At 61.6% G+C, this 24,124-nt stretch carries 16 protein-coding genes; 9 read left to right on the top strand and 7 right to left on the bottom strand.

The features are described 5' to 3' along the window. The first annotated feature begins 4 nt into the window (after positions 1-4). The gene (locus PMI21_RS14005; protein WP_007938497.1) at positions 5-898 is read left to right on the top strand and encodes a DMT family transporter; all 894 of its coding nucleotides are present in this window, start codon (positions 5-7) and stop codon (positions 896-898) included. Here PMI21_RS14005 and PMI21_RS14010 read toward each other — a convergent pair. From PMI21_RS14010 to recQ, 4 genes are all read right to left on the bottom strand, one after another. Further along, positions 892-1,179 (bottom strand): SelT/SelW/SelH family protein, encoded by a 288-nt coding sequence (locus tag PMI21_RS14010; RefSeq protein WP_007938496.1) that lies wholly within the window; start codon positions 1,177-1,179, stop codon positions 892-894. The two genes, PMI21_RS14005 and PMI21_RS14010, sit on opposite strands and share 7 nt — an antisense overlap. A gap of 62 nt (positions 1,180-1,241) precedes the next feature. Continuing rightward, positions 1,242-3,047 (bottom strand): type IV pilus assembly protein FimV, encoded by a 1,806-nt coding sequence (locus tag PMI21_RS14015; protein WP_007938495.1) that lies wholly within the window; start codon positions 3,045-3,047, stop codon positions 1,242-1,244. Between the two features lie 392 nt (positions 3,048-3,439). Continuing rightward, positions 3,440-3,874 (bottom strand): MarR family transcriptional regulator, encoded by a 435-nt coding sequence (locus PMI21_RS14020; RefSeq protein WP_007938494.1) that lies wholly within the window; start codon positions 3,872-3,874, stop codon positions 3,440-3,442. A gap of 119 nt (positions 3,875-3,993) precedes the next feature. Then, a complete protein-coding gene (recQ, locus tag PMI21_RS14025) occupies positions 3,994-6,120 on the bottom strand; it encodes a DNA helicase RecQ (RefSeq protein ID WP_007938493.1) in 2,127 nt (708 codons plus the stop codon). A gap of 285 nt (positions 6,121-6,405) precedes the next feature. Between recQ and PMI21_RS14030 the strand changes: the two genes are divergently transcribed. From PMI21_RS14030 to PMI21_RS14050, 5 genes are all read left to right on the top strand, one after another. Further along, positions 6,406-6,993 carry a UPF0149 family protein gene (locus PMI21_RS14030; RefSeq protein WP_007938492.1) on the top strand — a complete coding sequence of 196 codons (588 nt, stop codon included), beginning with the start codon at positions 6,406-6,408 and terminating at the stop codon, positions 6,991-6,993. Between the two features lie 10 nt (positions 6,994-7,003). Continuing rightward, on the top strand, positions 7,004-7,399 hold the full coding sequence (locus PMI21_RS14035; RefSeq protein WP_007938491.1) for a YbaN family protein: 396 nt from the start codon (positions 7,004-7,006) through the stop codon (positions 7,397-7,399). Between the two features lie 249 nt (positions 7,400-7,648). Next, positions 7,649-8,356 carry a cysteine protease LapG gene (gene lapG, locus PMI21_RS14040; protein WP_007938490.1) on the top strand — a complete coding sequence of 236 codons (708 nt, stop codon included), beginning with the start codon at positions 7,649-7,651 and terminating at the stop codon, positions 8,354-8,356. 22 nt (positions 8,357-8,378) lie between these two features. Next, positions 8,379-10,319 carry a cyclic di-GMP receptor LapD gene (gene lapD, locus PMI21_RS14045; protein WP_007938489.1) on the top strand — a complete coding sequence of 647 codons (1,941 nt, stop codon included), beginning with the start codon at positions 8,379-8,381 and terminating at the stop codon, positions 10,317-10,319. A 375-nt stretch (positions 10,320-10,694) separates the two neighbouring features. Beyond that, a complete protein-coding gene (locus PMI21_RS14050; protein ID WP_007938487.1) occupies positions 10,695-11,063 on the top strand; it encodes a DUF6124 family protein in 369 nt (122 codons plus the stop codon). Positions 11,064-11,261: 198 nt separating this feature from the next. Here the strand turns inward: PMI21_RS14050 and PMI21_RS14055 are convergent, their stop codons facing one another. Then, entirely contained in the window at positions 11,262-16,901 is a 5,640-nt protein-coding gene (locus tag PMI21_RS14055) for a retention module-containing protein (protein ID WP_007938484.1), read from the bottom strand. Positions 16,902-17,386: 485 nt separating this feature from the next. Between PMI21_RS14055 and PMI21_RS14060 the strand changes: the two genes are divergently transcribed. Genes PMI21_RS14060 through PMI21_RS14070 form a run of 3 tightly spaced genes read left to right on the top strand, consistent with a single transcriptional unit; the run spans position 17,387 to position 22,308 of the window. Further along, on the top strand, positions 17,387-18,745 hold the full coding sequence (locus PMI21_RS14060) for a TolC family outer membrane protein (protein WP_007938482.1): 1,359 nt from the start codon (positions 17,387-17,389) through the stop codon (positions 18,743-18,745). 26 nt (positions 18,746-18,771) lie between these two features. Further along, a complete protein-coding gene (locus PMI21_RS14065; protein ID WP_007938479.1) occupies positions 18,772-20,931 on the top strand; it encodes a type I secretion system permease/ATPase in 2,160 nt (719 codons plus the stop codon). Positions 20,932-20,940: 9 nt separating this feature from the next. Next, the gene (locus tag PMI21_RS14070) at positions 20,941-22,308 is read left to right on the top strand and encodes an HlyD family type I secretion periplasmic adaptor subunit (protein WP_007938477.1); all 1,368 of its coding nucleotides are present in this window, start codon (positions 20,941-20,943) and stop codon (positions 22,306-22,308) included. 131 nt (positions 22,309-22,439) lie between these two features. Here PMI21_RS14070 and PMI21_RS14075 read toward each other — a convergent pair whose 3' ends face one another. Continuing rightward, positions 22,440-23,036, bottom strand: coding sequence for a tRNA-uridine aminocarboxypropyltransferase (locus PMI21_RS14075; protein ID WP_007938476.1), 597 nt, complete (start codon positions 23,034-23,036; stop codon positions 22,440-22,442). 4 nt (positions 23,037-23,040) lie between these two features. Continuing rightward, positions 23,041-23,934, bottom strand: coding sequence for a LysR family transcriptional regulator (locus PMI21_RS14080; protein WP_007938472.1), 894 nt, complete (start codon positions 23,932-23,934; stop codon positions 23,041-23,043). Positions 23,935-24,124: the final 190 nt, after the last annotated feature.

Here is a 24,124-nt window from a genome sequence, read left to right as displayed (position 1 = left end):
TGCAATGACTCCCCGTACCGCCCTTGGCGCTCTGCATATCGGTGCACTGATGTTCGGCCTGACCGGCGTGTTCGGCAAACTTGCCGCCGCCTCACCGGCGATCATCGTGTTCGGTCGTGCCGCGTTTGCCGTCCTCGCCCTGGCGTTTTTCGCCCGGTTCGCCAGTAATACCCGTTGGCAGACACTCGACGCCGTGGACTGGCGCCGCCTGTTGCTCAGCGGCTTGCTGCTGACGGGACACTGGGTGAGTTTCTTCATCGCGGTGAAGGTGGCCGGGGTGGCAATCGCGACCTTGGGCTTTGCCAGTTTCCCGGCGTTTACCGTGATCCTCGAAGGGCTGATTTTCCGCGAGCGCATCCGCGCCAATGAAATTCTGCTGGTGGTGTTGGTCAGCATCGGTTTGGTACTGGTCACGCCGGACTTCGATCTGGCCAGCGGCGCCACCACCGGCCTGTTGTGGGCAGTAGCCTCTGGCTTGCTGTTCTCCTTGCTGTCCCTGACCAACCGCGCCAGCTCCGGGCGAATCCCGCCGGTGCAGGCGGCGCTGTGTCAGAACATGGTGGTTGCGATCTGCCTGCTGCCGGTGGCGATGCCGCAATTGAGCGAAGTGCGCGCCATCGACTGGCTGTGGATCGGCCTGCTCGGGGTGTTCTGCACCGGCGTCGCTCACAGCCTGTTCGTCGCCAGCCTGGCGGTGATCAAGGCCCGGACCGCGTCAGTGGTGTTCGCAATGGAGCCGGTTTACGGCATCACCCTGGCCTGGCTGTTGTTCGATGAAAACCCGACGCTGCGCATGCTGATCGGCGGCGCATTGATCATCGTGGCCATCGTGGTCTCCAGCCGGTTGTCCGGCGGTTCAAGCCATAAGACCGTTGCCGCGCAAGCGCCGTCTCACTGAGTGCGGTCGTTGTGACCCAGGTCGCGATCCGGATCGATCTGATCGCGGACCCGCTGCTTGAGCACCTTGGCCTCGGGGAAACCGCCGTCGGCCTTGCGCTCCCAGAGCTGCACATCGTCGCAGACAATGTGGAACACCCCGCCGGTGCCAGGCACCAGGGACACTTTGCCCAGGTCGTCGCCGAAGGTGCTGAGCAGTTCCTGGGCCAGCCAGGCGGCGCGCAACAGCCATTGGCATTGCGTGCAGTAGGTGATGACGATTTCCGGTTTACGTGTGGTCATGATTGGCAAAACTCCTCTGCCTGAGGGCGTCGCCATGATAAACCGCATAACCGAGAAGATCTTCAGCGAATTCCGGCCAACAGCGTTCGGGCCGTCTCCTTCAGCGGTTCGTCGCCTTCCTTGAGCAACTCGTTCAGCAGCTCGATGGCGCTGTCCAGATCGCCGTCGTCGATGCAGGTCTGGGCCTGTTCGAGTTTGCCCGCGCTGCTCGGCTCGGCCGGTTCAAGATCGATCAATTCAGCATTCAGCGGCTCAAGTTCCAGCGACTGGCCGGGATCGCTGAATTCGTTGAGAAAGGTCTCGTCCAGAGATTGCGAGTCAGGTTCGGCGACCCATTCAAGCTCGGGCTCGTCCAGCGTCGGCTCGTCGGGTATTTCGAAAACATCGGGCAACACATGCAGATTCGAAGTGAACCCCGGCTCGTCTGCCGGTGACGGCTCACTCGACGGTTTGGTGTTGGGCGGTGAGTTGTCGAAGGGGCTGATCAGGTCCCAGTTCGCATCCATCGACAGGTCGTCGAGGTTCAACTGGAACTCATCGCTCGGTGCCGCTTCAGAGATTGCAGGCGTGGACGGAGCCACTGCCACGGCGGTGGCCACCGGCACGGCGCCGATCAGTTTCGGATGGCGTTGGCGGATGTCCTGAAGTTGCTGTGCGTCAAACCCGGCGTCACGCAGGCTACTTTCCTGCGCGTCGTACGCTTGCATGTCACCCTGTTTACCAAGAACCTCCAGCAGCTGCACGGCCAGATCGGTGCGCTGGGGCTCCTTGACCAACGCCTCTCGCAACAAACCGGCAGCTTCGGACAAGCGGCCATAGGCAAGGTAGATGCTAACTCCTTCCAGCACGTCGCCTGCGGCAGTCTCATCAGCCGATCCGGCCACCGATTGCGCCTGGGTGGCTGGCCTGGCCGGTTCTGTTGTGCGGTTGAGCACCGGTTCATGGCGCGACGTCTGCACGGCTAACGGCTCGGACAAGGCCTGAACCTGCTGTCGTTGACGGCGAATGAACACTGCGAGCGACACCAGGGCCACCAACGACAGCAACCCGATAATCAGCGGCCAATGAGATGCTTCGGACGTCTCGACAACCACCGGAACCGGCGCCGGCACCTCGGGTGCGGCAGGCGCGGCCGAAGCCTGTTTGACTTCCGCCAGTTGGTTTTGCAGCTCAGTCACCTGTTTTTTCTGAACGGCAATCTTCTCGTCCTGTGCCTGCAACTTCGCATTGAGTTCATCGATGGTCTTTTGCAGCTGCTGGTTTTGCAGCACGCTGGTGGCCAGTTGTTCGGCAACAGGATCACTCTCTGGCGCGGCGGCTGGTTTATCGACATCAGGCTTGGGGGCCGAACTCTGCACCGCAGGTGGCGGTGCAACAGCCGGTTCAACGGACGGGAACGCGGAATCCTGAGGGGCCGGCGCGGGGTCGTCGTTGACGGGAACAACTCCCGGCGAACCCGGCGGATCGATCAGCACGGTGTACTCGCGCAGCAAACGCCCGTTGGGCTGATTGAGCTGCACCAGAAAATTCAGAAAGGGTTCCTTGACCGGTTTACTGGACGTCACCCGGATCAGGTTGCGGTTGCCCCGCAGGATCGGCGTGAATTTCAGGTTATTGAGGAAGAACAGCCGCTCGACACCGGCGCGGCTGAATTCTTCTGCCGTCGCCAGGCTGACCGACAGCTCGCCCTCCTCCAGCCCCCCGACATCCAGCAGGGCGATATCGGCGCTGAATGGCTGATTCAACGCCGAATGCTGAGTGATCTCACCCAAGCCTAGCGCGGGGGCCAATGCCGAGTAAGTGACGGCACCACCGACCAGCAGCAGCCGGGTGCAACACCGCAATACAACGTGCCAACTCTCGAGCATGAGCATCCCTTAGATAACCAGAACCAACCTGTATGCATTCGCACATCCGGTACGAACACGATATTGCCAGGGGGCGTTCTCAATGCGTTTCCCCGCCGCGCCGGGTCTGCTGTTGTGCAGGGCAAGGCGCGAGAAGCGTGGTTTGGTCATTCCAAATAAGCTTCGAGCAACGCAGCCCTGCACAACAGCAGGCCCGGCCCTTCGGGTTGTGCCTTAAAGCGGGCCAGGCTGCGTTGCAGGCCTTGGAAAGGGAACAACCATTCCCAGCGGCCTGCGCCTTGCCTGGCCCGCTTTAAGGCGACAACGCGGCGGGGAAACTCATTGAGAACGCCCCCTAGTTCTTTATAGTCTGCCCAACGGGGTATCTCAAAAGTCCGACGCGTGGTTGTGCCTCAAGATTTTTCCAGGTTGGCCAGGATGTGCGCGTGGACACGCATGCAGACCTTCAAATCCGCCTCATCAACGCCTTCGAACAATTCGTGGCGCAGTTGCGTGGCAATGGTTTCAATTTGTTCGATCAAGGGCCGGGCCGGGGCACAGAGGACGATTTTTTTCGCCCGACGGTCTTCCAGCACCGATTGGCGTTGCACCAGGCCCTGACTTTCCAGGCTGTCGAGCAGTCGAGCCAGGGTAGGCCCTTCAACGCCGACGCTTTGCGCCAGTTCACGCTGGGTGGGAGCATCATCGAAACGCGCCAGGTGCAGCAGCACCAGCCAGCGCGCCTGGGACAGACCCAGGCCAGCCAGTCGGCGGTCCAGTTCGGCACGCCAGCCCCGAGACATCTGGGCCAGTTGCATGCCAAAGCGGTGTTGATCGGTTAACGGCATAAAACACTCATGGTTAGACTGAAATAGAGAAAAACTAATTATTAGTCAGCTAAGCATGACCTTTGGCTATAGGCAAGGTTTGCTCTGTACTGAATCGTTACATCTGCGCAACAGGTCATTCAAATTTCGAATTCCGACTGCAGCGCGGCACGTACGCAATACAAAACGCCTTCCGGCACCCGCCCTGCGAACAACGCGGCGATCTCCGCCACCGGCGGCAACTCGCCTTCGCCGTCGAGGAAGGCGTCCTGAACTTCGCCCATCAACTCTTCGGGCAGGTCCAGCGCCTGTTCCAGTGACAGCTGCTGCTTGCCAATGGCCTCGGCGAGCATCGTGTAGACGTTCTTTTCCGAGCATTGCAGCTGACCGGCGATCTGCAGCGGTGTCATGCCGGCCCGGGCCAGCGTGATCAGCTCGTGGCGCACATCGGCCACCACTTTCGGTGCCTCGACCTGACCGCCGAGCACTTCGAGGAAGGCCTCGCCGTAACGTTCCAGTTTGCGCGCGCCGACACCGCTGACCGTGGCCATTTCCGCCAGCGAGGTCGGCTGGCTGCGGAGCATTTCCAGCAGCGTCGAATCGGGGAAGATGACATACGGCGGCACGCCATGTTCTTCGGCCAGTTTGCGGCGCAAGGCACGCAAGGCTTCCCACTGTTCGCGCTCCTCGAAGCGGACCAGTTGGCTGGCCTGGCTCTTGCTGCTCTTGGCGGTGGTTTGCGGCTTGAGGTCGCGGCGCAGTTCCAGGGTCACTTCGCCCTTGAGCAGCGGCCGGCAGGTATCGCTCAGGCGCAGTCCGCCGTAGCCTTCGAGGTCGATGTCCGCCAGACCGCGAGCCACCAGTTGTCGGAACAAGGAGCGCCATTCACTTTCGCCCAGCGCTTTGCCTACGCCGTATACCGACAAATGCTGATGACCGAAGCTGCGGACCTTTTCGTTGTCCTTGCCCAGCAACACGTCCACCAGATGGCCGACGCCGTAGCGCTGGCCGGTGCGGTAGATCGCCGACAGCGCCTGGCGGGCCGGCTCGGTGGCATCCCAGGTCTGCACGCCATCGACACAATTGTCGCAGTGGCCGCAGGGCTCGGGCATGTCTTCGTCGAAGTACGCCAGCAGGGTCTGGCGGCGGCAGCGGGTTTCTTCGCAGAGCGAGAGCATGGCGTCGAGCTTGTGCTGCTCCAGACGCTTGTGGCGCTCGTCGCCTTCGGAGTTTTGCAGCATCTGCTTGAGCATCACCACATCTTGCAGGCCGTACGCCATCCAGGCATCCGCCGGCAGACCGTCACGACCGCCGCGACCGGTTTCCTGGTAATACGCCTCAAGGGACTTCGGCAAGTCGAGGTGCGCCACAAAACGCACGTTGGGCTTGTCGATGCCCATGCCGAACGCCACGGTGGCGACCATGATCAGGCCTTCCTCGTTGAGGAAGCGTTTTTGGTGATGCGCCCGGGTTTCGTTGGGCAGACCGGCGTGGTACGGCAGCGCCGGAAAGCCTTGCTCACTGAGGAACACCGCTACTTCGTCGACCTTTTTGCGCGACAGGCAGTAAACGATGCCGGCATCGCTGCGCCGCTCGGCGAGGAACGCCAGCAACTGCTTGCGCGGCTGCTCCTTGGGCACGATGCGATAGAAAATGTTCGGGCGGTCGAAACTCGACAGGAAGCGCTCGGCATTCTGCAGATGCAGGCGGTTGACGATTTCTTCGCGGGTACGCTTGTCGGCGGTGGCGGTCAGGGCGATACGCGGCACGTCGGGGAACATTTCCGCCAACTGACCCAGTTGCAGGTATTCCGGACGGAAGTCGTGGCCCCATTGCGACACGCAGTGCGCTTCGTCGATGGCGAACAGGGCGATTTCAAGGCTTTGCAGGAAGGCCAGCATCCGTGGCTGCACCAGACGCTCGGGCGCCAGGTAGAGCATTTTCACTTCGCCGCGCTTGATCCGTGCAGCGAGATCGCGCTGCTGCTCGGCGCTGAGGGTGGAGTTCAACGACGCCGCGGCGACGCCCAGCTCTTCAAGAGTGGCGACCTGATCGTCCATCAGCGCGATCAGCGGCGACACCACCACCGCCAGGCCCTCGCGCAGCAGCGCCGGCACCTGGAAGCACAAGGACTTGCCGCCCCCGGTAGGCATCAGTACCAGGGCGTCGCCGCCACTGGCCACGCGCTCAATGATTGCACCCTGACGGCCACGGAAACTGTCGTAGCCGAAGATGTCCTTGAGGACGCGTTGAGCCTGTTCGAGCATAAAAACTCCAAAAATCACCGAAACATCCCTGCAAGGCTGGTTCAGAACCATGAAAGCTGCACAGACAAATCGTAAGTGCGCATTGCATGACGCTGCATATTTCAGCCGTGACGCCAGCAGGGCATCACAAAACGCGCGAGTATACCCGAGCCCTCCCCTGCAAAGGGCGCCGCTGATAAGACGCACGCAAGCCAACCCGCGGGAGCAAATATGCCGCGCGGCTGGCCTGTGCGCTCAAGAAGGCCTAGAATTCCCGCATCGTATATTCCCCAAGGTAGCCCTTTAATGTCCTTCGCTGAGCAACTAACCCGCCTGCAAGTCTTCCTCGACGCCGACGAGCTGCATGACGAGGCGCTGGACTACGTGGCCGCCCACGGCTACCTCACTGCGCTGTCGATCTGTTCCGAAAGCGTTCCCGACCGTGAATGGATCGACGCGCTCTTCGCCGAAGAGCCGCATTACGCCGACGACACCGAGCGTGAAGCGATCGAATCCACCCTCGTGCTGCTCAAGGCTCACATCGCCCGCCAACTGGCGTCCGACGAAGAGTTCGAGCTGCCGTGCGACCTCGACCTGGGTGATGACCCGGACGATTCCGACCTGCGCGGCTGGTGCATCGGCTTCATGGAAGGCGTGTTCCTGCGCGAAGCGGCCTGGTTCGAAACTGCCGAAGACGAAGTCAGTGAAATGCTGCTGCCGATCATGGTCGGTTCGGGTCTGTTCGACGAACAGCCTGAGTTCTCCGACATCGCGGCCGACGCCAACCTGATGGACGACATGATCGTGCAGATTCCGGAAGCCCTGACCGCGCTGTACCTGCTGTGCAACGCGCCAGACGAAAAACCGGCGATCCTCAAGCCACGTCACCACTAAGGTTTTGCCTATGGACAACCCCATAGGCAACCGCCCCCTGATGTTGCGCTACGTGCTGCTGGCCATCGGCTGGCTGAGCGTAGCGCTGGGGGTGATCGGGATTTTCCTGCCGGTGCTGCCGACCACACCGTTCCTGTTGCTGGCGGCCGCCTGTTTCGCCCGCAGTTCGCCGCGTTTCTATCACTGGCTGGTTGAACATCCACAGCTTGGGCCGTGGGTTCGCGACTATCTGGACGGCAACGGTATCCCGCTCAAGGGCAAGGTCTACGCCATCGGGTTGATGTGGGCGAGCATCCTGTTCTCCTGCTACCTGGTGCCCCTGCCGTGGGCACGCGGGTTCATGCTGACCAGTGCGGTGCTGGTGACGGTTTACATCCTCAAGCAGAAAACCCTGCATAAACCCTGATCCCCGTAGCAGCTGTCGAGCCCCAGCGAGGCTGCGTTCGGCTGCGAAGCAGTCGCCAATCCGATCACCTCCGTTTACCTGAAACACCACACTGGATGATTTCACGACTGCTTCGCAGCCGAACGCAGCCTCGCTGGGGCTCGACAGCTGCTACGGGGCTGCGATCTTTTGTTTTGCGGGCCGACGACCTGCCCTCCCTCGCCGTAAACACCGCCTAGACTTCAGACATCTGCACCCGAGCAGCCAGACATGTCCCGCAGTCCGCGTAGTCCAGGATGGTCAACGCTCCGACTTCGGTTCGGCGGATGGCTGCTGCTGGCGAGTTTTCTGCTGGCCGGGTTGGGCAGTGTCTGGGCCGACTGGGATTTTGCGCAGGTTCTGCAAACGGCCGAAAAACGCTACGGCCCCCTTGGCCAGGCCCGGGGACGGATCGAGGCCTGGAGCCAAATGCTGCAAAGCGAACGCAACCAGCCTGAGCGCGAACAACTGAACGCGGTCAATCACTTCTTCAATCAGCAACTGAGTTTCCAGGATGACACGCGCATCTGGCATCAGACCGATTACTGGGCCACGCCCGTGGAATCCTTGATCAAAGCCGCAGGCGACTGTGAAGACTACGCCCTGGCGAAATATTTCAGCCTGCGTCACCTCGGGATTCCCAGCGAAAAACTGCGCATTACCTACGTCAAGGCCCTGACCCAAAACCAGGCGCACATGGTGTTGACCTTCTACAGCAGCCCCACGGCCGATCCGCTGGTGCTGGACAACCTGATTGACGAGATCCGCCCCGCCTCCCAACGCAAAGACTTGCTGCCGGTGTACGCCTTCAACGCCGAAGGCCTGTATTTGCCGGGGGCCAATGGCGGCAAACGCAGCAGCGACTCGAAAAAGCTGTCGCGCTGGCAAGACGTATTGAAAAAGATGCAAATCGAAGGGTTCGCCGTGGGCGAAGGTTAGCCTCCACAGCAAGGAGCGTTTTATGTCACTGCGCAAACAGTTGTTTCTCGCCATTTGCCTGTTCTTGCTGGTGGCCTTCAGTGGCAGTTTTTTTGTCAGCCTGGAAAGCTCTCGCGAACAGATGCTCAGCCAGTTGCGCTCCCACGCCCAGGACGCCGCCACGGCACTGGGCTTGTCGTTGACCGCGCAGATCGACGACCCGGCGATGATCGAATTGATGGTCAGCTCGATTTTCGACAGCGGCTATTTCAGCAGCATCCGGGTCGTCAGTATTGTGGATGAACGGGTGTTGGTGGAACGCAGCACACCGACGCAAATCGAGGGTGTTCCGGACTGGTTCGTCAGCCTGGTGAACCTGCACCCACAGGGTGGCGACGCGCTGGTCACCCGTGGCTGGGACCAGGCAGCCCGGGTCGAAGTGCTGAGCAACCCGCAGTTCGCCCTGGCCAAACTCTGGGACAGCACCCTTGGCAGCCTGATCTGGCTGCTGATTTGTGGATTGCTCAGCGCCGTGTTCGGTGGCTGGCTGTTGCGCCGGCAGCTGCGGCCGCTCGACAACATGGTCAAACAGGCGGACGCGATCAGCAAACGCGAGTTCCGCAGTTTGCCGAAACTGCCGCGCACACCGGAGCTCAAACGCGTGGTGCTGGCCATGAACCAGATGGTCGAAAAACTCAAAACGTTGTTCGCCGAAGAAGCCGCGCGCAGCGAAAAACTGCGGTCAGAATCCTATCAGGACAGCCTCACGGGCCTGGCCAACCGGCGCTTGCTGGATGAACAACTGGCCGACCAATTACTGGATTCCGAGCAAAGCCGCGACGGTCATTTGCTGATGCTGCGGATCAACGACCTGATCGGTCTCAACCAACGCCTCGGCGGCCAGCGCACCGATGTCCTGATCAGCGCCGTCGGTGAATTGCTCAAGCGCCTGACGCAACCAGCGGAACGTCGCACCTGGCTCGCGGCACGCAATCGCGGCGGCGAATTCAGCTTGCTGACGCCGGGCCTGGACAGTAAGGATGCCGCGCGCCTGGCCTCCGAAATCAGCGCCACCCTGGAAAATCTGCGCCTGACCGGCGCCAGCGACTGCATGCCCGTGGCACATCTGGGTATCGTCGCCTACCACCCGGGCGAACCGGCAAATGATGTGCTGCTGCGCCTCGATCAGGCGCTGACCCAGGCCCGGCAACATCCCGAGCGGCCATGGATATACCAGGCCCAGGTCGATACTGCGCCGAATCACTCTCAGCATGATTGGCGCAACTGGATCGACGACGCGCTGACTGAAGGCAAGATGCAGTTGTATTTCCAACCGGTGGTGCAGTGCGCCGACACCAGCCAGGTGCTGCATCACAAAGTCCTCGCGCGTCTGCTTGATCCAAAAGGTGAGGCAGTTGCCGCCGGGCATTTCCTGCCGTGGATCGAACGCCTCGGCTGGTCGGCGCGGTTCGACCTGGCGATGCTCGAAACCACCCTCGAATACCTCGCCGCCAACCGCTGGCCGCTCGCACTGAGCCTGTCCGGCAGCACCCTGCGCGATCAGACCCAGCTGAAACTGATCTGCGACATACTCGAATCACTGCCGGAACTGGCGCCTCTGCTGACCCTGGAAATCGACGAACGCCAACTGCCACCCCCCGAAGAGCTGCAACGCCTGAGCCACAGCCTGCTCAACACCGGTTACCGCATCGGGTTGCAGCATTTCGGCGGCAGCTTCAGCCAGATCGGCAACCTGACTCAATTGGGGCTGGCTTACCTGAAAATCGATGGTGCCTACATTCGGGGTATCGATGAGCAGGGTGATAAACGGCTGTTCATCGAGGCGATTTTTCGGGCGACCAACAGCATTGATCTGCCGTTGATTGCCGAGATGGTGGAGACGCAGGCGGAATTGGAGGTGATTCGGGAGTTGGGGGTGTTTGGGGTGATGGGAAGGCTGATCGGGCCGCCGGAGCCGATGTGAAGATGATGTAAACGGAGATGTTTAATCTGACACCTTAAGATACTCCTTAGGGCTACGCATTCTTGCGTCGCAACCTACAACTCCGCCAGAATCCGCCGGCTTGTGTGCCTTGGGGTCGGGCTCTATCGTTTCCGGGTCGCTGACGAATCAGCGATCGGGTTTCGCAGCCCTGGTCAATCAAGGCGCATTGCGCCACCGTTTCCTTTCAGTCGGCGCTTTTTTTTCGTCTACTGGATTGTGTTATGGCGGCTGTGCGCGGGAGATCTTCGGGTCTGCCGGGTTCCTTGATTCCCGGTCTGCGAACCTGCGTACAGCTGCCACCTTTCTTCGTTTCGCAGCGAACCGTGGCGGCTCCACTAATCAAGGAGCATCACTATGTTCAAAGCCACACCCAACCCACCGGAAACCGATCCAACCTCCCCCTACGAATCCCTCGATTCAAAAAAACTCAACGAAGCCGCCGAGCGCGCCCTCGATCACTACCTCAAGCCGTCAACCCCCCAGCCCCCGCGCAAACCGAGCACGATTTACACCGTTGCCCCGGACATCGACATCGAAGAGTTACTGGCCAATGCCTGTGAGTCCTTTGCCTCGGCCAAGGTGATCGCCAGTGACTGTGCCGGGTTTCTGGAAGGGCCGCAGCGCAATACGATACTGGGCGTCGCGCAGCTCATCATGTTCGGTGAGCTGGCAGTGAATCGGGCGCTGGATAGTCTGGAGCTGAAGGCTGACCCGGCCCTATAACCTGATCCCTGTGGCGAGGGGGCTTGCCCCCGTTGAGCTGCGCAGCAGTTGATCGTTCCCACGCTCCGCGTGGGAATGCAGCCCGGGACGCTCCGCGTCCCCTCCAGAGCCGAACGCGGAGCGTCCGTTGAGGCATTCCCACGCAGAGCGTGGGAACAATCAAACCCGCACCGGGATGGCGGGTTTTGTCGTTTCAGCTCACACGGTATCCACCTTCAACGAATGGTCGTTCAACATGCCGTTAATAATGGTCGCGGTATCGTGACCGCCGGCAATCACCCCACCCGCCCCCGGCGTTACACCATAGTGACTGGCCAGGTTCACCCCCGCCAGGTCAATGGTCTGGCTCGGTGTGGCACCGGCCATGGCGCTGATGTCGATGCTGGTGACCAGGGTCGCGCCGCTGCCGGTGACTTTAAAGTGCAGGTAGTCATCCAGCGACGCCGCGGTGCCGTTCTCGCCTTGCAGCAGTTGCGACAGGTCGAGTTTGTCGGTGCCCGGGGTGAAGTCGGTGATGAGGTCGTGGCCGCTGTTGCCTTTGAGCCACTGGAAGGTGTCGGCACCGCTGCCGCCGGTGAGGATGTTGTCGCCCAGGCCGCCGATCAAGAAGTCGTCGCCGCCCCCGCCGTTGAGCACATCGTTACCCAAACCACCGTTGATGATGTTGCTGTTGTTGTCGCCCGTGAGGCTGTCGTTGAAGTTCGAGCCCGTGAGGTTTTCGATGCCGGTCAGGGTGTCGGTGCCTGCGCCAACGGTGTTTTGCGCGGCGAACAGGCTGAGATTGACGGTGACCCCGGCGGTGGCATGGGCGTAGCTCGCGGTGTCGTTACCGGTGCCGCCGTCGAGCCAATCGTTGCCCGGCCCGCTGTACAGCAGATCGTTGCCGGCGCCGCCGTGCATTTCATTGTTGCCTGAACCGCCGGTGAGCAGATCATTGCCGTCACCGGCGTTGATGACGTTGTTGCCGGTTCCCGCGATCAACACGTCATCACCCGAGGTGCCGGTCAGGGTATGGCCACCCTGATAAGTGATGTCGACTGCCGCGCTGTCACTGCCGCCGTGGTTGTCGCTGGTGGTGTAGGTGCCGTGGAAGTCTGGCGTGGAGTCCTGGGCTCCGGCGTAGTTGACGGTCATGGTCAGCTGGTAGTTTTCCGCCCCCTTGCCGCTGTTGCCCGGCCCGCCGTCGTCGATGTTGGTGATGTGGATCTGGTACGTGCCGTCCGCCGCGGCGGTGATGGTCTGACCGTCGGCGATGGCGCTGAATGCGCCGCCATTGATCGAGTACTCCATGGTGACGTGGCCGGCCGCCAGGTTGTGGTCCAGGTTGAGGGTTTCACCCTGTTTGAGGTCGACGGTGATCCGGTCCTCATCGTTGGTATTGTTGGTGCTGACCGACCCCAATGCCCCGCTGACCACCAGCATGGCGGTCATGGCGGCAGCGTTGGCGACGAATGCGCTGCGGGCGATGGTCACGGCCTGGACGTTATTACCGGTGAAGCTGAAGCTCGAGTTGGTGCCGGTGAAGTCCGCCCCCTTGGCCGTCCAACCCGTGTTGAAGGTGGTCGGCGATGCCGTGAGCGGATCGCCGTTGGGGTCGGTGTCGTTGGCCAGCAGCAGCTCGCCCGGCACCACGATGCTGCCAGACAGCACGTTGGTGATGATGTGGTCGTCCACCGCCACCGGTGGCGCGTTGGGGATGACCTTGACCGTCAGTGTCGAGCTGGTGAGGTCACCATCGTTGTCGCTGGCGGTGAAGCCGATGTTTTCGGTGATCTGCACGGCTGTGGTTTTCTGCGAGGTGTAGGTGTACTCGCCAGTGTCGAGGTTCACCACCAGCGTGCCGCTGTTGTTGGTGGCGATGCTCAGGGTGTTGTCGGCGGTGTTGAAGGTGCCGTGGTTGGCGCCGCCGCTGAAGTTCAGCGAACCCTGATTGCTGTTGGCTTTCGGGTCGTAGGTATAGGTGGTGCCGTCGACCGTTAGAGTCTTGATGAAGCCGCCATCGGCACCGAACGTACCGCCCTCGCCCAGAAGCGATCCGGTGACCGGCGCGCCTTGCACGGTGCCCGAGAGGACCGAGTTGAGTTGGTTGAGGTCAGTCACCACCACGGCGTTGGTGTCGGTGTGCGTGCTGCCGTCATAGGCCACTGGATCGAGGCTGGCGTTATTGACGCCGCTGCCCAGGCCGATGGCGTAGTTCTTGATGCCATTGGCGTCGAGGAAGGCTTTGAGCGCGATCTCATCGGCGCTGCCGATGTCGCCTTCGTTGGGTTTGCCGTCGGAGAAGAAGTAACCGACGTTCTGCGCCCCGGTGAGTTTGCCCGATGTGCCGAAGGCGGTTTCCATGGTCGCCACGGCAGCATCGTAGTTGGTCCCGCCGTCCGCCGTCAGCGTCGCGATGATCGACTTGGCGGTCGCCACATCGACCCACACCGAAGTCTGGTCCGTGGCGCTGCTGCTGAAGGTGACGATCTGCACCTTCACATCGCCCAGGTTGTCGTACTTGTCGAGCAGTGCGCTGATCGCCTGCTTGGCCAGTTCCAGCCGCGACAGGCCCGATACACCGGAGGCGTCGTCCATGCTGCCGGACACGTCGATCACCAGCAGCAGGTTGGAGTCGATCTGCACCGCCGGCACCGAACGCTCCGAGGCGACAGCGTTAGGCACGTCATCGACGATGCTGACCACCAGGGTGCCGGTGGTGCTGTTGCCCACGGCATCGGTGGCTGCGTAGGTGAAGCTTTCGTTCAAGGTGTTCGCGCCATCGTTGGTGTTGGGCGATGTTTTCGGCGCCGAGGTCAGGGTGTAGGTGTAGGAGCCATCGGGGTTGAGCAGGATTTGCCCGTAGGTTCCGGTGGCGCTGCCGACCAGGGTGTAAGTGATCGCGCCCGTGGCGCCAGTGATGGCGCCGACCAGCGTTCCGGAGCCGGTTTCACCGCTGTTGCCAGGTTCGCTGCCGGTGACCGTGCCCGCCGCTAGATCCTGGCCGTCCCGGGTCAAGTCCAGCGCCTTTTCATAGACGGTCACGTCGGTATCGGGAACCACCTCGAGGCAACTGTTGTGCACGTCAATGGTGATGGTGGCGGTGCTTTCATCGCCATCGGCATCGCGCACGGTATAGGTGAACACATCCGTGGCCCCCGGTTCGCCGACCGAGTTGGGGTTGCTGTGGTACACGGCGTTGCCGTTGGCATCCAGAGTGAGATAGCCGTAAGTGCCGTTGATTTGCGAATTCAGGCCGCCGATGGCCGAGGTCGAGGTGTCGCTGCCGGCACGCACGCCGACCACTGCACCACCCGACGCTGGGCCATCGGCGCCAAGCACATCGTTGTGCAGCACATTGCCGCTGACCGTGCCGCCCTCCACCACCGAAACCGAATCGCAATGGGCAGTCGGCACGTCATCGACGATGTTGATCACGATGGTACTGGTGACGCTGTTGCCCAGAGAGTCAGTAGCCTGATAAGTGAAGCTTTCGCTCAGGGTGTTCGGCCCGTCGTTGGCATGGGGCGTGGTGGTGGATGCCGAGGTCAGGGTGTAGGTGTAGGAACCGTCGGGGTTGATCAGGATTTGACCGTAGGTGCCAATGGCGCTGCCAATCAGGGTGTAAGTGATCGCGCCACTGGTACCAGTGACCGAACCTACCAGCGTGCCGGAAGCGGTTTCGCCGGTGTTTTCAGGCTCGCTGCCGATGACAGTGCCTGCCGCCAGGTCCTGGCCGTCCTTGGTCAGATCCAGGGCTTTCTCGTGAACCGTCACGTCGGTATCGGTGGCGGCTACGAGGGTGCAGTTGGACACGTCGATGGTAATGGTGGTGGTGCTTTCATCACCGTCGGCATCGCGCACGGTGTAGGTGAACACATCCGTGGCGCCCGGCGCACTGACCGAATTCGGGTTGCTGTGGTACACGGCGTTGCCGTTGGCATCCAGCGTGAGATAGCCGTAAGTGCCGTTTACTTGCGTGTTCAGGCCGCCGATGGCTGAGGTCGAGGTGTCGCTGCCGGCGCGCACGCCGACCACTGCGCCACCCGCGGCCGGGCCGTCAGCACCGAGCACATCATTGCCCAAGACATTACCGCTGACCGTTCCACCTTCCGCCACTGAGACGGCATCGGCATGAGCGGTTGGCACGTCATCGACGATGTTGATCACGATGGTACTGGTGACGCTGTTGCCCAGGACGTCGGTGGCCTGATAGGTGAAGCTTTCGCTCAGGGTGTTCGGCCCGTCGTTGGCATGGGGCGTGGTAGTGGGTGCCGAGGTCAGGGTGTAGGTGTAGGAACCGTCGGGGTTGATCAGGATTTGTCCGTAGGTGCCGATGGCGCTGCCGACCAGGGTGTAAGTGATCGCGCCACTGGTACCGGTGACCGAACCTGCCAGCGTGCCGGAAGCGGTTTCGCCGGTGCTGCCAGGCTCGCTGCCGATCACGGTGCCTGCCGCCAGATCCTGGCCGTCCTTGGTCAGATCCAGGGCTTTCTCGTGAACCGTCACGTCGGTATCGGTGGCGGCTACGAGGGTGCAGTCGGCCACGTTAATTGTGATCGTCGTGGTGCTTTCATCGCCGTCGGCATCGCGCACGGTATAAGTGAACACGTCGGTGGCACCAGGGCCGTTCACGGCATTTGGATTGCTGTGATAAACCGCGTTGCCGTTGGCATCCAGGGTCAGGTAGCCATAGGTGCCGTTGATTTGACTGTTCAAGCCACCGATGGCTGAAGTCGAGGTGTCGCTGCCGGCGCGCACGCCGACCACCGCGCCACCGAGTGCCGGTCCGTCGGCGCCGCCGATGTCGTTGTCCAGCACGTTGCTCGAGACCGTCGCGCCTTCGGCCACTGAGGCGTGATCCGGGTTCGCGGTGGGCAAGTCATCGACGATGTTGACGTTGATCTGGCCCAACGCCGTGCTGCCGTCGACGTCAGTGGCGACGACGTTGAGGTTCTCGGTGATGCTATTGGTGCCGTTGGCGTTCGGGTGGGTTTCGTTATCCACCAGGGTATAGCTGTAGCTGACCACGCCGGTCGCGCTGTCGTAACCGGTGACGGTCAGCGTGCTGCCAAGCGGGGTGACGATCGATTGCGGGAAGCCTGCGGCCACGCCACCGGTGACCACCGCGATGCCGCCGACGGTCAGGGTTTGCAAACCGTCGAGCGCGGTGATGGTGAAGGTGCCGCTCTGGGTCTGCGCCGGTGTGTTGGGGCTGCTGCCGTCGCTGAGGTTTTTTTCGTAGACCGTGAGTTCGCCACCGTTGACGTTCAGGCCATCGAGGGTCACCGGGTTATTCGGCGCGTCCGCGGCAAACGGCGCAACGATGCCTTTATCGCCGTTGTCCGGCGCAGCGTCCCGGCGCTCCAGGGGGAATTCGGGAATACCGTTGAAGCCCGCGGTGGGGAAACCAATTGTGGGATCGACTCGACCGCCCACTTCCTCCAGCAGCACAAAACTGTGGCCGCCGCCCAGTGCGCCACCGGGTGCTCCCGTTGCGCCCGGTCCGGCGGCGGTGGCCTCGGCGGTCTGGGTCGGGTCGGCGCCGGCGGCAATGGCTTTTTGCAGTTGCTCGACATCGGTCAGTTGCGCCTGGCTCGGCGTCACCGCATCGGCGGTCTCCACATGCGGTACCTGATGCGCCAGTAACTGGGCAGTCATTTGCAGGCTGCTGTCACGCCCCAGCGTCAGCTCCTGGCCGTTATGCAAATGGACCGCCACCGCGCCTTCGGCCCCAGTGACCAGTTGCTCGCCGGCAAACAGCCGATCGCCCTCAACCAGAGTACGTCGGGTGCCATCACTCGCCACGGCGTACACCTGACCGATGACCTTACTGACGATGCCGATGAGCGTTGCCATGTGCACTCCTCCGCTGCCGATCACCGCCGGCGCTGGTCTGCGAAGCTCGCCCATGGCTCAACCGGGTTGCCGGGTGACGCTCACACCTCGGCAGTTCGTTCGCAAGCCTTGCGGTGCAGCAGGCCTACGAGCGCTACGTAACGATGGTGAATCATCTGAGTGACAAAAAAATGTCGCTCAAAACCCGTTACGCGTCCCTCCCCTTCAGCATTACTCCGCTGTATGTCTCAAAGTGAGTGGAACTGTCTTCAAGCCTGTCCGCACTGCCAAGAGTGCTTAAAACAAAGGCTTTCGAGTTGAACAATGTGCCGGATTTTACGGAGTACATAAGTTTTTTTTGGCATAGCGCTTATGAAAATTTTTTCTTAGCTACGCTTCAGGATGTTCTTAGCTCTGTTGTTACAGACATGAAACGGATTTACCTAAAAATATCGTCAAAAAAATGGCGACCGCTAAGCACCATCAGGAATCAGGGAGATGCACCCATGCGCGTTTTAACCCCCCTTTGCAGTGCGATTCTGCTGGCCATAGCCTGCACTTCTCAGGCTCAGGCGATGTCATTGACCGAGGCGATCCAGAGCACCATTGCGACCCACCCGGAACTGGCGTCTCGGGTCGATGCCCGGCTCTCGGCCGACGAGCAGATTAAAGTCGCTAAAGGGGGTTTTTATCCATCGGTGGATTTGAACGCCGCCTACGGGCGCGGCTACAGCGATAACACCACCACGCGGTCACGGGGCAATCACAACACCGAAATCCTGACCTACACCCAGTCGGAACTGCGCCTGCGGCAGATGCTGTTTGATGGTTTCAACACCGCCAACGAGGTCGCGCGCACCAAAGGCGTGGCCAACTCGCGGGCCTATTACGCTCAAGGCACCGCCCAGGACCTGGCCCTGCGTACCATCGAGGTGTACCTCGAAGTGCTCAAGCGCCGCGAACTGGTGACCCTGGCCAAGAACAATCTGCAAGCGCACATGCGGGTCAACGATCAGATCGGCCTGCGTACCCAGCGTGGGATCGGCAGCAACGCCGACGCCGACCAGTCCACCGCTCGCCGGGCACTGGCGCAAAACAACCTCGACACCGCCGAGGTCGATCTGGCCGATGCCGAAGCGAATTTCTACAGCGTCGTGGGGCGCATGCCCGATGAACTCGAAGCGCCGCCGTCGACCCGCGGCGAACTGCCCGCCACCCTGCCCGAAGCCCAGCAGAGCATGGTGGAAAACAACCCGTACCTGAAATCCGCCCAGGCTGACGTGCAATCGGCCGAGAGCCAGTACGAAGTCGCCAAGTCGCCGTTCTACCCACGCTTCGACGCCGAAGCAGCGATGGGCGCCAATAACAATGTGCAGGGCGATGAAGGTCACGACAACGAATGGCGAGTGGGCGTGGTGATGAACTACAACCTGTTCCGTGGCGGCAGCGACAAGGCCCGGTTGGCCTCCGATGCGCACCAGATCAACCAGGCGATGGACATCCGCAACAACGCATTGCGCCAGCTCAACGAGAACATCCACCTGGCCTGGAACGCCATGCAAAACGCCAAGAAACAAACCCCGACCGCCCGTGAATACGCCGAAACCACCACCCGGGTACGGGCGGCGTATCAGGATCAGTTCGGTCTTGGCCAACGGACCCTGCTCGACTTGCTCGACAGCGAAAACGAGCTCTACAACGCCAACCGCCGCTACACCGAAGTACGCTACACCGAGGAGTTCTCGATGTACCGCGTGCTGGCGAACATGGGCCAGTTGCTGAGCAAGCAGCGGGTGGTGCTGCCCGCCGATGCGATCGCCGCCACCGAAGTGAAAAACGAAGCTCGCTTGCCAGAACTCAAATGAAGTAATCCCGTGTAGGAGCGATCAATGTGACCAGCATGGAAACCGGCAACACGGCTGTCGATCCGCGCCTGAGCTTCGATGATCCGCTTCTGGACGGTCTGTTGATCCTCTGCAAACTCCACGGCGCGACGGTCAGTCGCGCCAGCCTGAGTGCCGGGCTGCCGATGGCACACCAACGCTTGAGCCTGGACCTGCTGCCGCGCGCAGCGGCCCGGGCCAGTTTGCAGGCGCGGGTGCTGCGCCGTGAACTGGCGGATATTTCCGCGCTCAACCTGCCGGTGATGCTGATCCTCAACCATGGCCGCTGCGCGGTCTTGCGCCGATGGGGCGATGACGGTCAGGCGCTGATTCTGCCGAGTGAAGCCGACGGCGGTGAACAATGGGTCGGCACGGACGAGCTGGCTGCCAGCTACAGCGGCCAGGCTTTGTTCGCCCGGCCGCGACATGAACTGGAAGACTTGCGCGCGCCGCTGGTGCCGCGGGTCGAAGCATGGTTTCGCGACACGCTGAAGCTGTCGAAATGGCTGTACAGCGATGCGATTCTGGCGAGTTTTCTGATCAACCTGCTGGGCCTGATGGTGCCGTTGTTCGTGATGCAAACCTACGACCGGGTGGTGCCGAACCAGGCCACTTCAACCTTGTGGGTACTGTCGATCGGCTTGCTGATCGGCACCGGTTTTGAACTGGTGCTGCGGGTGGTTCGTGCGCATTTGCTGGACACCGCTGGGAAGAAAACCGACGTGATTCTTTCGGCGACCCTGTTCGAACGCATCACCGGCATGGCGATGAAAGCGCGACCCGCGACCATCGGTGGTTTCGCCCAGAGCATTCATGACTTTCAGGGCCTGCGGGAGTTTCTCACCGCGGTCACGCTGACCAGCCTGATCGACATGCCCTTCGCCGTGCTGATGCTGGTGGTGATCGGCCTGCTCGGCGGCTGGCTGGTGGTGATTCCACTGCTGGCCTTCCCCATCACGATCCTCTTCGCCATGGTGATCCAGGCGCGCCTGCGCGACACCGTGCAGAAGAGTCTGAGCCTCGGCGCCGAGCGCCAGGCCCTGCTGATCGAAACCCTCGGTGGCCTGGAAACCCTCAAGGCCTGCAGCGCTGAAAGCGAGCGCCAGCACAAATGGGAAAGCACCCACGGCGCCCTCACCCGCCTCGACAGCCATGCGCGCAACCTCTCGGCGCTGGCCACCAACGGCACGCTGTTCATTCAGCAGTTCTCCGGCATGGCGACCATCGTCGCCGGGGTCTACAGCATCATCGCCGGCAACCTCAGCGTCGGTGCGCTGGTGGCGAGCTACATGCTCGGCAGCCGCGTACTCGCGCCGCTGGGGCAGATCGCCGGGCTGATTACCCGTTACCAGCAAGCGCAACTGACCATGAAAAGCACCGACTCGCTGATGTCGCTGCCGCAAGAGCGCGACGCCAGGCAGCGGCCGCTGGAGCGCACGCAACTGCAAGGCGCCCTGGACGTCAGCGGCGTAACGTTCCACTACAACGGCCAGAACGCGCCGGCCCTGGCCAACGTCAGCTTCAGCATGAAGCCCGGCGAACGGATCGGCATCATCGGCCGCAGCGGCTCGGGCAAAAGCACGCTGGCGCGGCTGGTGATGGGGTTCTACGCACCGGAAGAAGGCCAGTTGCTGCTCGATGGCCTGGACCTGCGGCAGCTGGACGTCGCCGACCTGCGTCAACAGATCGGCTACGTCGCCCACGACCTGCCCTTGCTGGCCGGCAGCCTGCGCGACAACCTGACCCTCGGCGCCCGTTACGTCAGCGATGCCCGGATGCTTGAAGTTGCCGAACTGACCGGCGTCACCGAGCTGGCGCGTCAACATCCCCAAGGCTTCGACCGGCCGGTGGGCGAACGTGGTCAGTTGCTGTCAGGCGGGCAACGGCAAGCGGTGTTGCTGGCGCGGGCCTTGTTGCTCGATCCGCCGATCATGCTGCTCGACGAACCCACCAGCGCCATGGACAACAGCAGCGAAGACCTTCTACGGCAGAAACTCCACGGCTGGGTCCAGGGCAAAACCGTGCTGCTGGTCACCCACCGCAGCTCGATGCTCAGCCTGGTAGATCGGTTGGTGGTGCTGGACAACGGGCGGATCGTCGCCGACGGCCCGAAAGCAGCGGTGATCGATGCATTGCGCAAGGGCCGTGTCGGCTCTGCGACGGTCTAGGAGTTGCCCATGGCTGGTTCATCGTCAGCAACATCAAAAGACAGGGGCTACTTCGGCAGTTTCAGCAAAAGTGCCGAGAGCGAGTTCATGCCGGAAACCGCCGGTGCCTCGTTGCAGGATTCGCCGCGCTGGTCGCGGGTCACCGTGTGGCTGGCGGCGGCGCTGCTGATCACCGCGCTGGTCTGGGCCAAATTCGCCGTGTTGCAGGAAGTCACCATGGGCGAAGGCAAGGCGATTCCGTCGAGCAAGATTCAGGTGATCCAGAACCTGGAAGGCGGCATCGTCACCGAGATCTTCGTGCGCGAAGGGCAAATGGTGAACAAGGGCGACACCTTGCTGCGTCTGGATGACACGCGATTCCTGTCGAACAAGGGTGAAAGCGAAGCAGATCGCTATGCGTTGACCGCGCAGGTCGAACGGCTGTCCGCCGAAGCGGAAGGTCGGCCTTTCACGCTGTCGCCGGAAGTGATCGCCAAAGCTCCGCAAGTGGCCGGGGACGAACGTTCGCTGTACGAACAACGCCAGCGCCGACTGGCCAGCGAACAGCGCACCTTGACTGAACAACTTCGGCAAAAAACCCAGGAGCTGGCAGAGTTCCGTTCCAAACAGGGGCAGTTCAGTTCCAGCCTGGCGCTGCTGCAACAAGAGATGAACATGTCGGCGCCGCTGGTAGGCACCGGGGCGGTGTCGCCGGTGGAAATCCTGCGGCTCAAACGCAGCGCGGTGGAAATCCGCGGCTCGCTGAATGCCACGACCCTGGCGATTCCCCGGGCGGAATCGGCGATCAATGAGATCAAAAGCAAGATTGACGAGTCCGAACAATCCTTCCGCTCGGACGCGGCGAAGGAGCTGAATACGAAACGCACCGATCTGTCGAAAATCACCGCCACGAGCATTGCCATCGACGACCGTGTGACGCGCACCACCGTGGTGTCGCCGGTTCACGGCATCATCAAAGTGCTGAAGGTCAATACCATCGGCGGCGTGGTCCAGCCGGGCAGCGACATGGTGGAAATCGTGCCGCTGGAAGACAACCTGCTGATCGAAGCCAAGGTCCGCCCTCAAGACGTGGCGTTCCTGCACCCGGGCCAGAAAGCCATGGTCAAGTTCAGTGCTTATGACTACACGATTTATGGCGGGTTGAGTGCCAGGCTTGAGTTGATCGGGGCGGACACCATCACCGATGACAAGGGCAACAGCTTTTATCTGATTCAGGTCAGGACCGACAAGAATCACTTGGGCGGGGATGTGAAACCGCTGCTGATCATTCCGGGGATGGTGGCGACGGTGGACATTATTACCGGGGAGAAAAGTGTGCTGGATTACCTGCTTAAACCGGTGTTGAAAGCGCGGACCGAGGCGATGCGCGAAAGGTAGGCCTGACTCAATGATCGTTCCCACGCTCCGCGTGGGAATGCATCCAGTGACGCTCTGCGTCACATCCGGGAAGGGACGCGGAGCGTCCCGGGCGGCATTCCCACGCGGAGCGTGGGAACGATCACTACGCACTATTTCGGCCCATGATTGCGCTGAAAAACCTCTTCCCCCATCGCCGCAATCTGCCCCTCGATCAACGCCTCGAACGGCTTTAATAACGGCTCGAAACTGCTCGGTGCTTCAAGGGTCTGCAACGCCTGTACAATCGCCTCAACCGTCGACAACGCCCCCGGCCCTGGCGCCTTGCGCAAGCGATAACGCGACACCCCCCCCTCGGCCAGGGTCACTCTGGGCAACGCCGCCAGCAATGGATTGAGGTGCAGCATTTTGCGCGCCTTGCGCCAGGTGCCGTCCGGGACTACCAGCAGCAGCGGCTCATCGGTGGCGGTATAAGCCTGCATCGGCTGCGCATCTTCACCGGGAAACAGCAGCCGCGCCTGATAACCCGGTTGATTTAACAACACCGGCAAATCCTCAAACACCTCGCCCACCATCAACTCGGCATTCTGCAACCCCAACGCCGCCAACCGCGCCGTGTTCAGCGCATGGTTCACTTCGCTCGGATGCTGCAGCAGCAACACCCGAGTGCGGCTATCCAGGCTCGGGATCAGTGGGCACAGACAGTGAGTTTGCGGACGCAGACAGCGCGGGCACTGGATTCTGGACATATTCTTAAGCCTGATTGAGCTGTGCTTTGAGCAAATCACGGAAAGTCTGGATCAACGGTTCGCGGCTGCGGCCACGGCGCACGATCATCGAAAACGGTGCCTGATAACCGAAGGTTGCCGGCAGCAGCACGCGCAAATCCCCCTTGTCCGCCCAGGCCTGGGCGTAATGCTCCGGCAGGTAACCGATGTAGGCGCCGGACAGCACCAGAATCAGCTGGGCCTCCATACTTTCCACGGTCGCCGCGCTGTGTTTGAAACCGTGGCGCGCCAGTTCGGCCTGGCTCCAATAGCCGCGACCGACCATGCGTTGCTGGGTGATGACCTGCTCGGGGATGCGCCGTTCATTGAACAGCGGATGACGACTGCTGCAATACAGCCAGTGTTGCTCGCGGTAAAGCGGCATGTAGACCAGACCGCTCATGCGCGTGGAAAAGGCACCGATGGCCAGGTCGAGGCGGTTGTCCTGCACGCCGAGTTGCAGTTCGTAAGGGCTCATGACCGACAGATGCAAATGCACCGCCGGGTGTTCCTGGCTGTAGGCGCCGATGGCTTCGGCGAACGGCAAGGCCTTGTCGCTGACGGTGGAATCGATCACCCCCAGGTTCAAAGTACCGCGCAGTTCGCCTTTGAGGGCCGCGGCGTATTGTTCGAAACCTTCGAGTTCGGCCAACAGACGCAGGGTTTCCTGATGGAACAGCTCGCCCTTGCTGGTCAGGCTGAAACCACCGCGACCGCGATGGCACAGCACCAGGCCGAGGGCCGCTTCGAGCTGGCTCATGTAAGTGCTGATGGCCGACGTCGAGAGGTTGAGCTCGTGCTGGGCATTGGCGAACCCTTGATGGCGGACCACGCTGACGAAGATGCGCAATAGTTTCAGGTCGGGTAAAGCGTTGGCCATGGGGGAGCTCCAGCAGAAAACACGCAGACGATGACGCCCGTAGCAGCTGCCGAGCTTGCGAGGCTGCGTTCGGCGGCGCAGCCGTCGTAAAACCTGACTGCACGGCATACCTGTAAGACCGCGTAGCTTGATTTCACGACGGCTACGCCGCCGAACGCAGCCTCGCAGGCTCGGCAGCTGCTACGGGGGG

Origin of the sequence: Pseudomonas sp. GM18, assembly GCF_000282195.1 — a bacterium.
Lineage (GTDB): Bacteria > Pseudomonadota > Gammaproteobacteria > Pseudomonadales > Pseudomonadaceae > Aquipseudomonas.
The sequence above is the reverse complement of the archived record's forward strand: the minus strand, read 5'-3'. Positions and strand labels throughout refer to the sequence as shown.

Bases quoted from the DNA above. Each gene is read 5' to 3' on its own strand.
- PMI21_RS14050 (WP_007938487.1), top strand. From the start codon at position 10,695: ATGTTCAAAGCCACACCCAACCCACCGGAAACCGATCCAACCTCCCCC.
- PMI21_RS14080 (WP_007938472.1), bottom strand. From the start codon at position 23,934: ATGGCCAACGCTTTACCCGACCTGAAACTATTGCGCATCTTCGTCAGC.
- PMI21_RS14070 (WP_007938477.1), top strand. From the start codon at position 20,941: ATGGCTGGTTCATCGTCAGCAACATCAAAAGACAGGGGCTACTTCGGC.
- PMI21_RS14020 (WP_007938494.1), bottom strand. From the start codon at position 3,874: ATGCCGTTAACCGATCAACACCGCTTTGGCATGCAACTGGCCCAGATG.
- PMI21_RS14035 (WP_007938491.1), top strand. From the start codon at position 7,004: ATGGACAACCCCATAGGCAACCGCCCCCTGATGTTGCGCTACGTGCTG.
- PMI21_RS14030 (WP_007938492.1), top strand. From the start codon at position 6,406: ATGTCCTTCGCTGAGCAACTAACCCGCCTGCAAGTCTTCCTCGACGCC.
- PMI21_RS14010 (WP_007938496.1), bottom strand. From the start codon at position 1,179: ATGACCACACGTAAACCGGAAATCGTCATCACCTACTGCACGCAATGC.
- lapG (WP_007938490.1), top strand. From the start codon at position 7,649: ATGTCCCGCAGTCCGCGTAGTCCAGGATGGTCAACGCTCCGACTTCGG.
- PMI21_RS14005 (WP_007938497.1), top strand. From the start codon at position 5: ATGACTCCCCGTACCGCCCTTGGCGCTCTGCATATCGGTGCACTGATG.
- PMI21_RS14055 (WP_007938484.1), bottom strand. From the start codon at position 16,901: ATGGCAACGCTCATCGGCATCGTCAGTAAGGTCATCGGTCAGGTGTAC.
- recQ (WP_007938493.1), bottom strand. From the start codon at position 6,120: ATGCTCGAACAGGCTCAACGCGTCCTCAAGGACATCTTCGGCTACGAC.
- PMI21_RS14015 (WP_007938495.1), bottom strand. From the start codon at position 3,047: ATGCTCGAGAGTTGGCACGTTGTATTGCGGTGTTGCACCCGGCTGCTG.
- lapD (WP_007938489.1), top strand. From the start codon at position 8,379: ATGTCACTGCGCAAACAGTTGTTTCTCGCCATTTGCCTGTTCTTGCTG.
- PMI21_RS14060 (WP_007938482.1), top strand. From the start codon at position 17,387: ATGCGCGTTTTAACCCCCCTTTGCAGTGCGATTCTGCTGGCCATAGCC.
- PMI21_RS14075 (WP_007938476.1), bottom strand. From the start codon at position 23,036: ATGTCCAGAATCCAGTGCCCGCGCTGTCTGCGTCCGCAAACTCACTGT.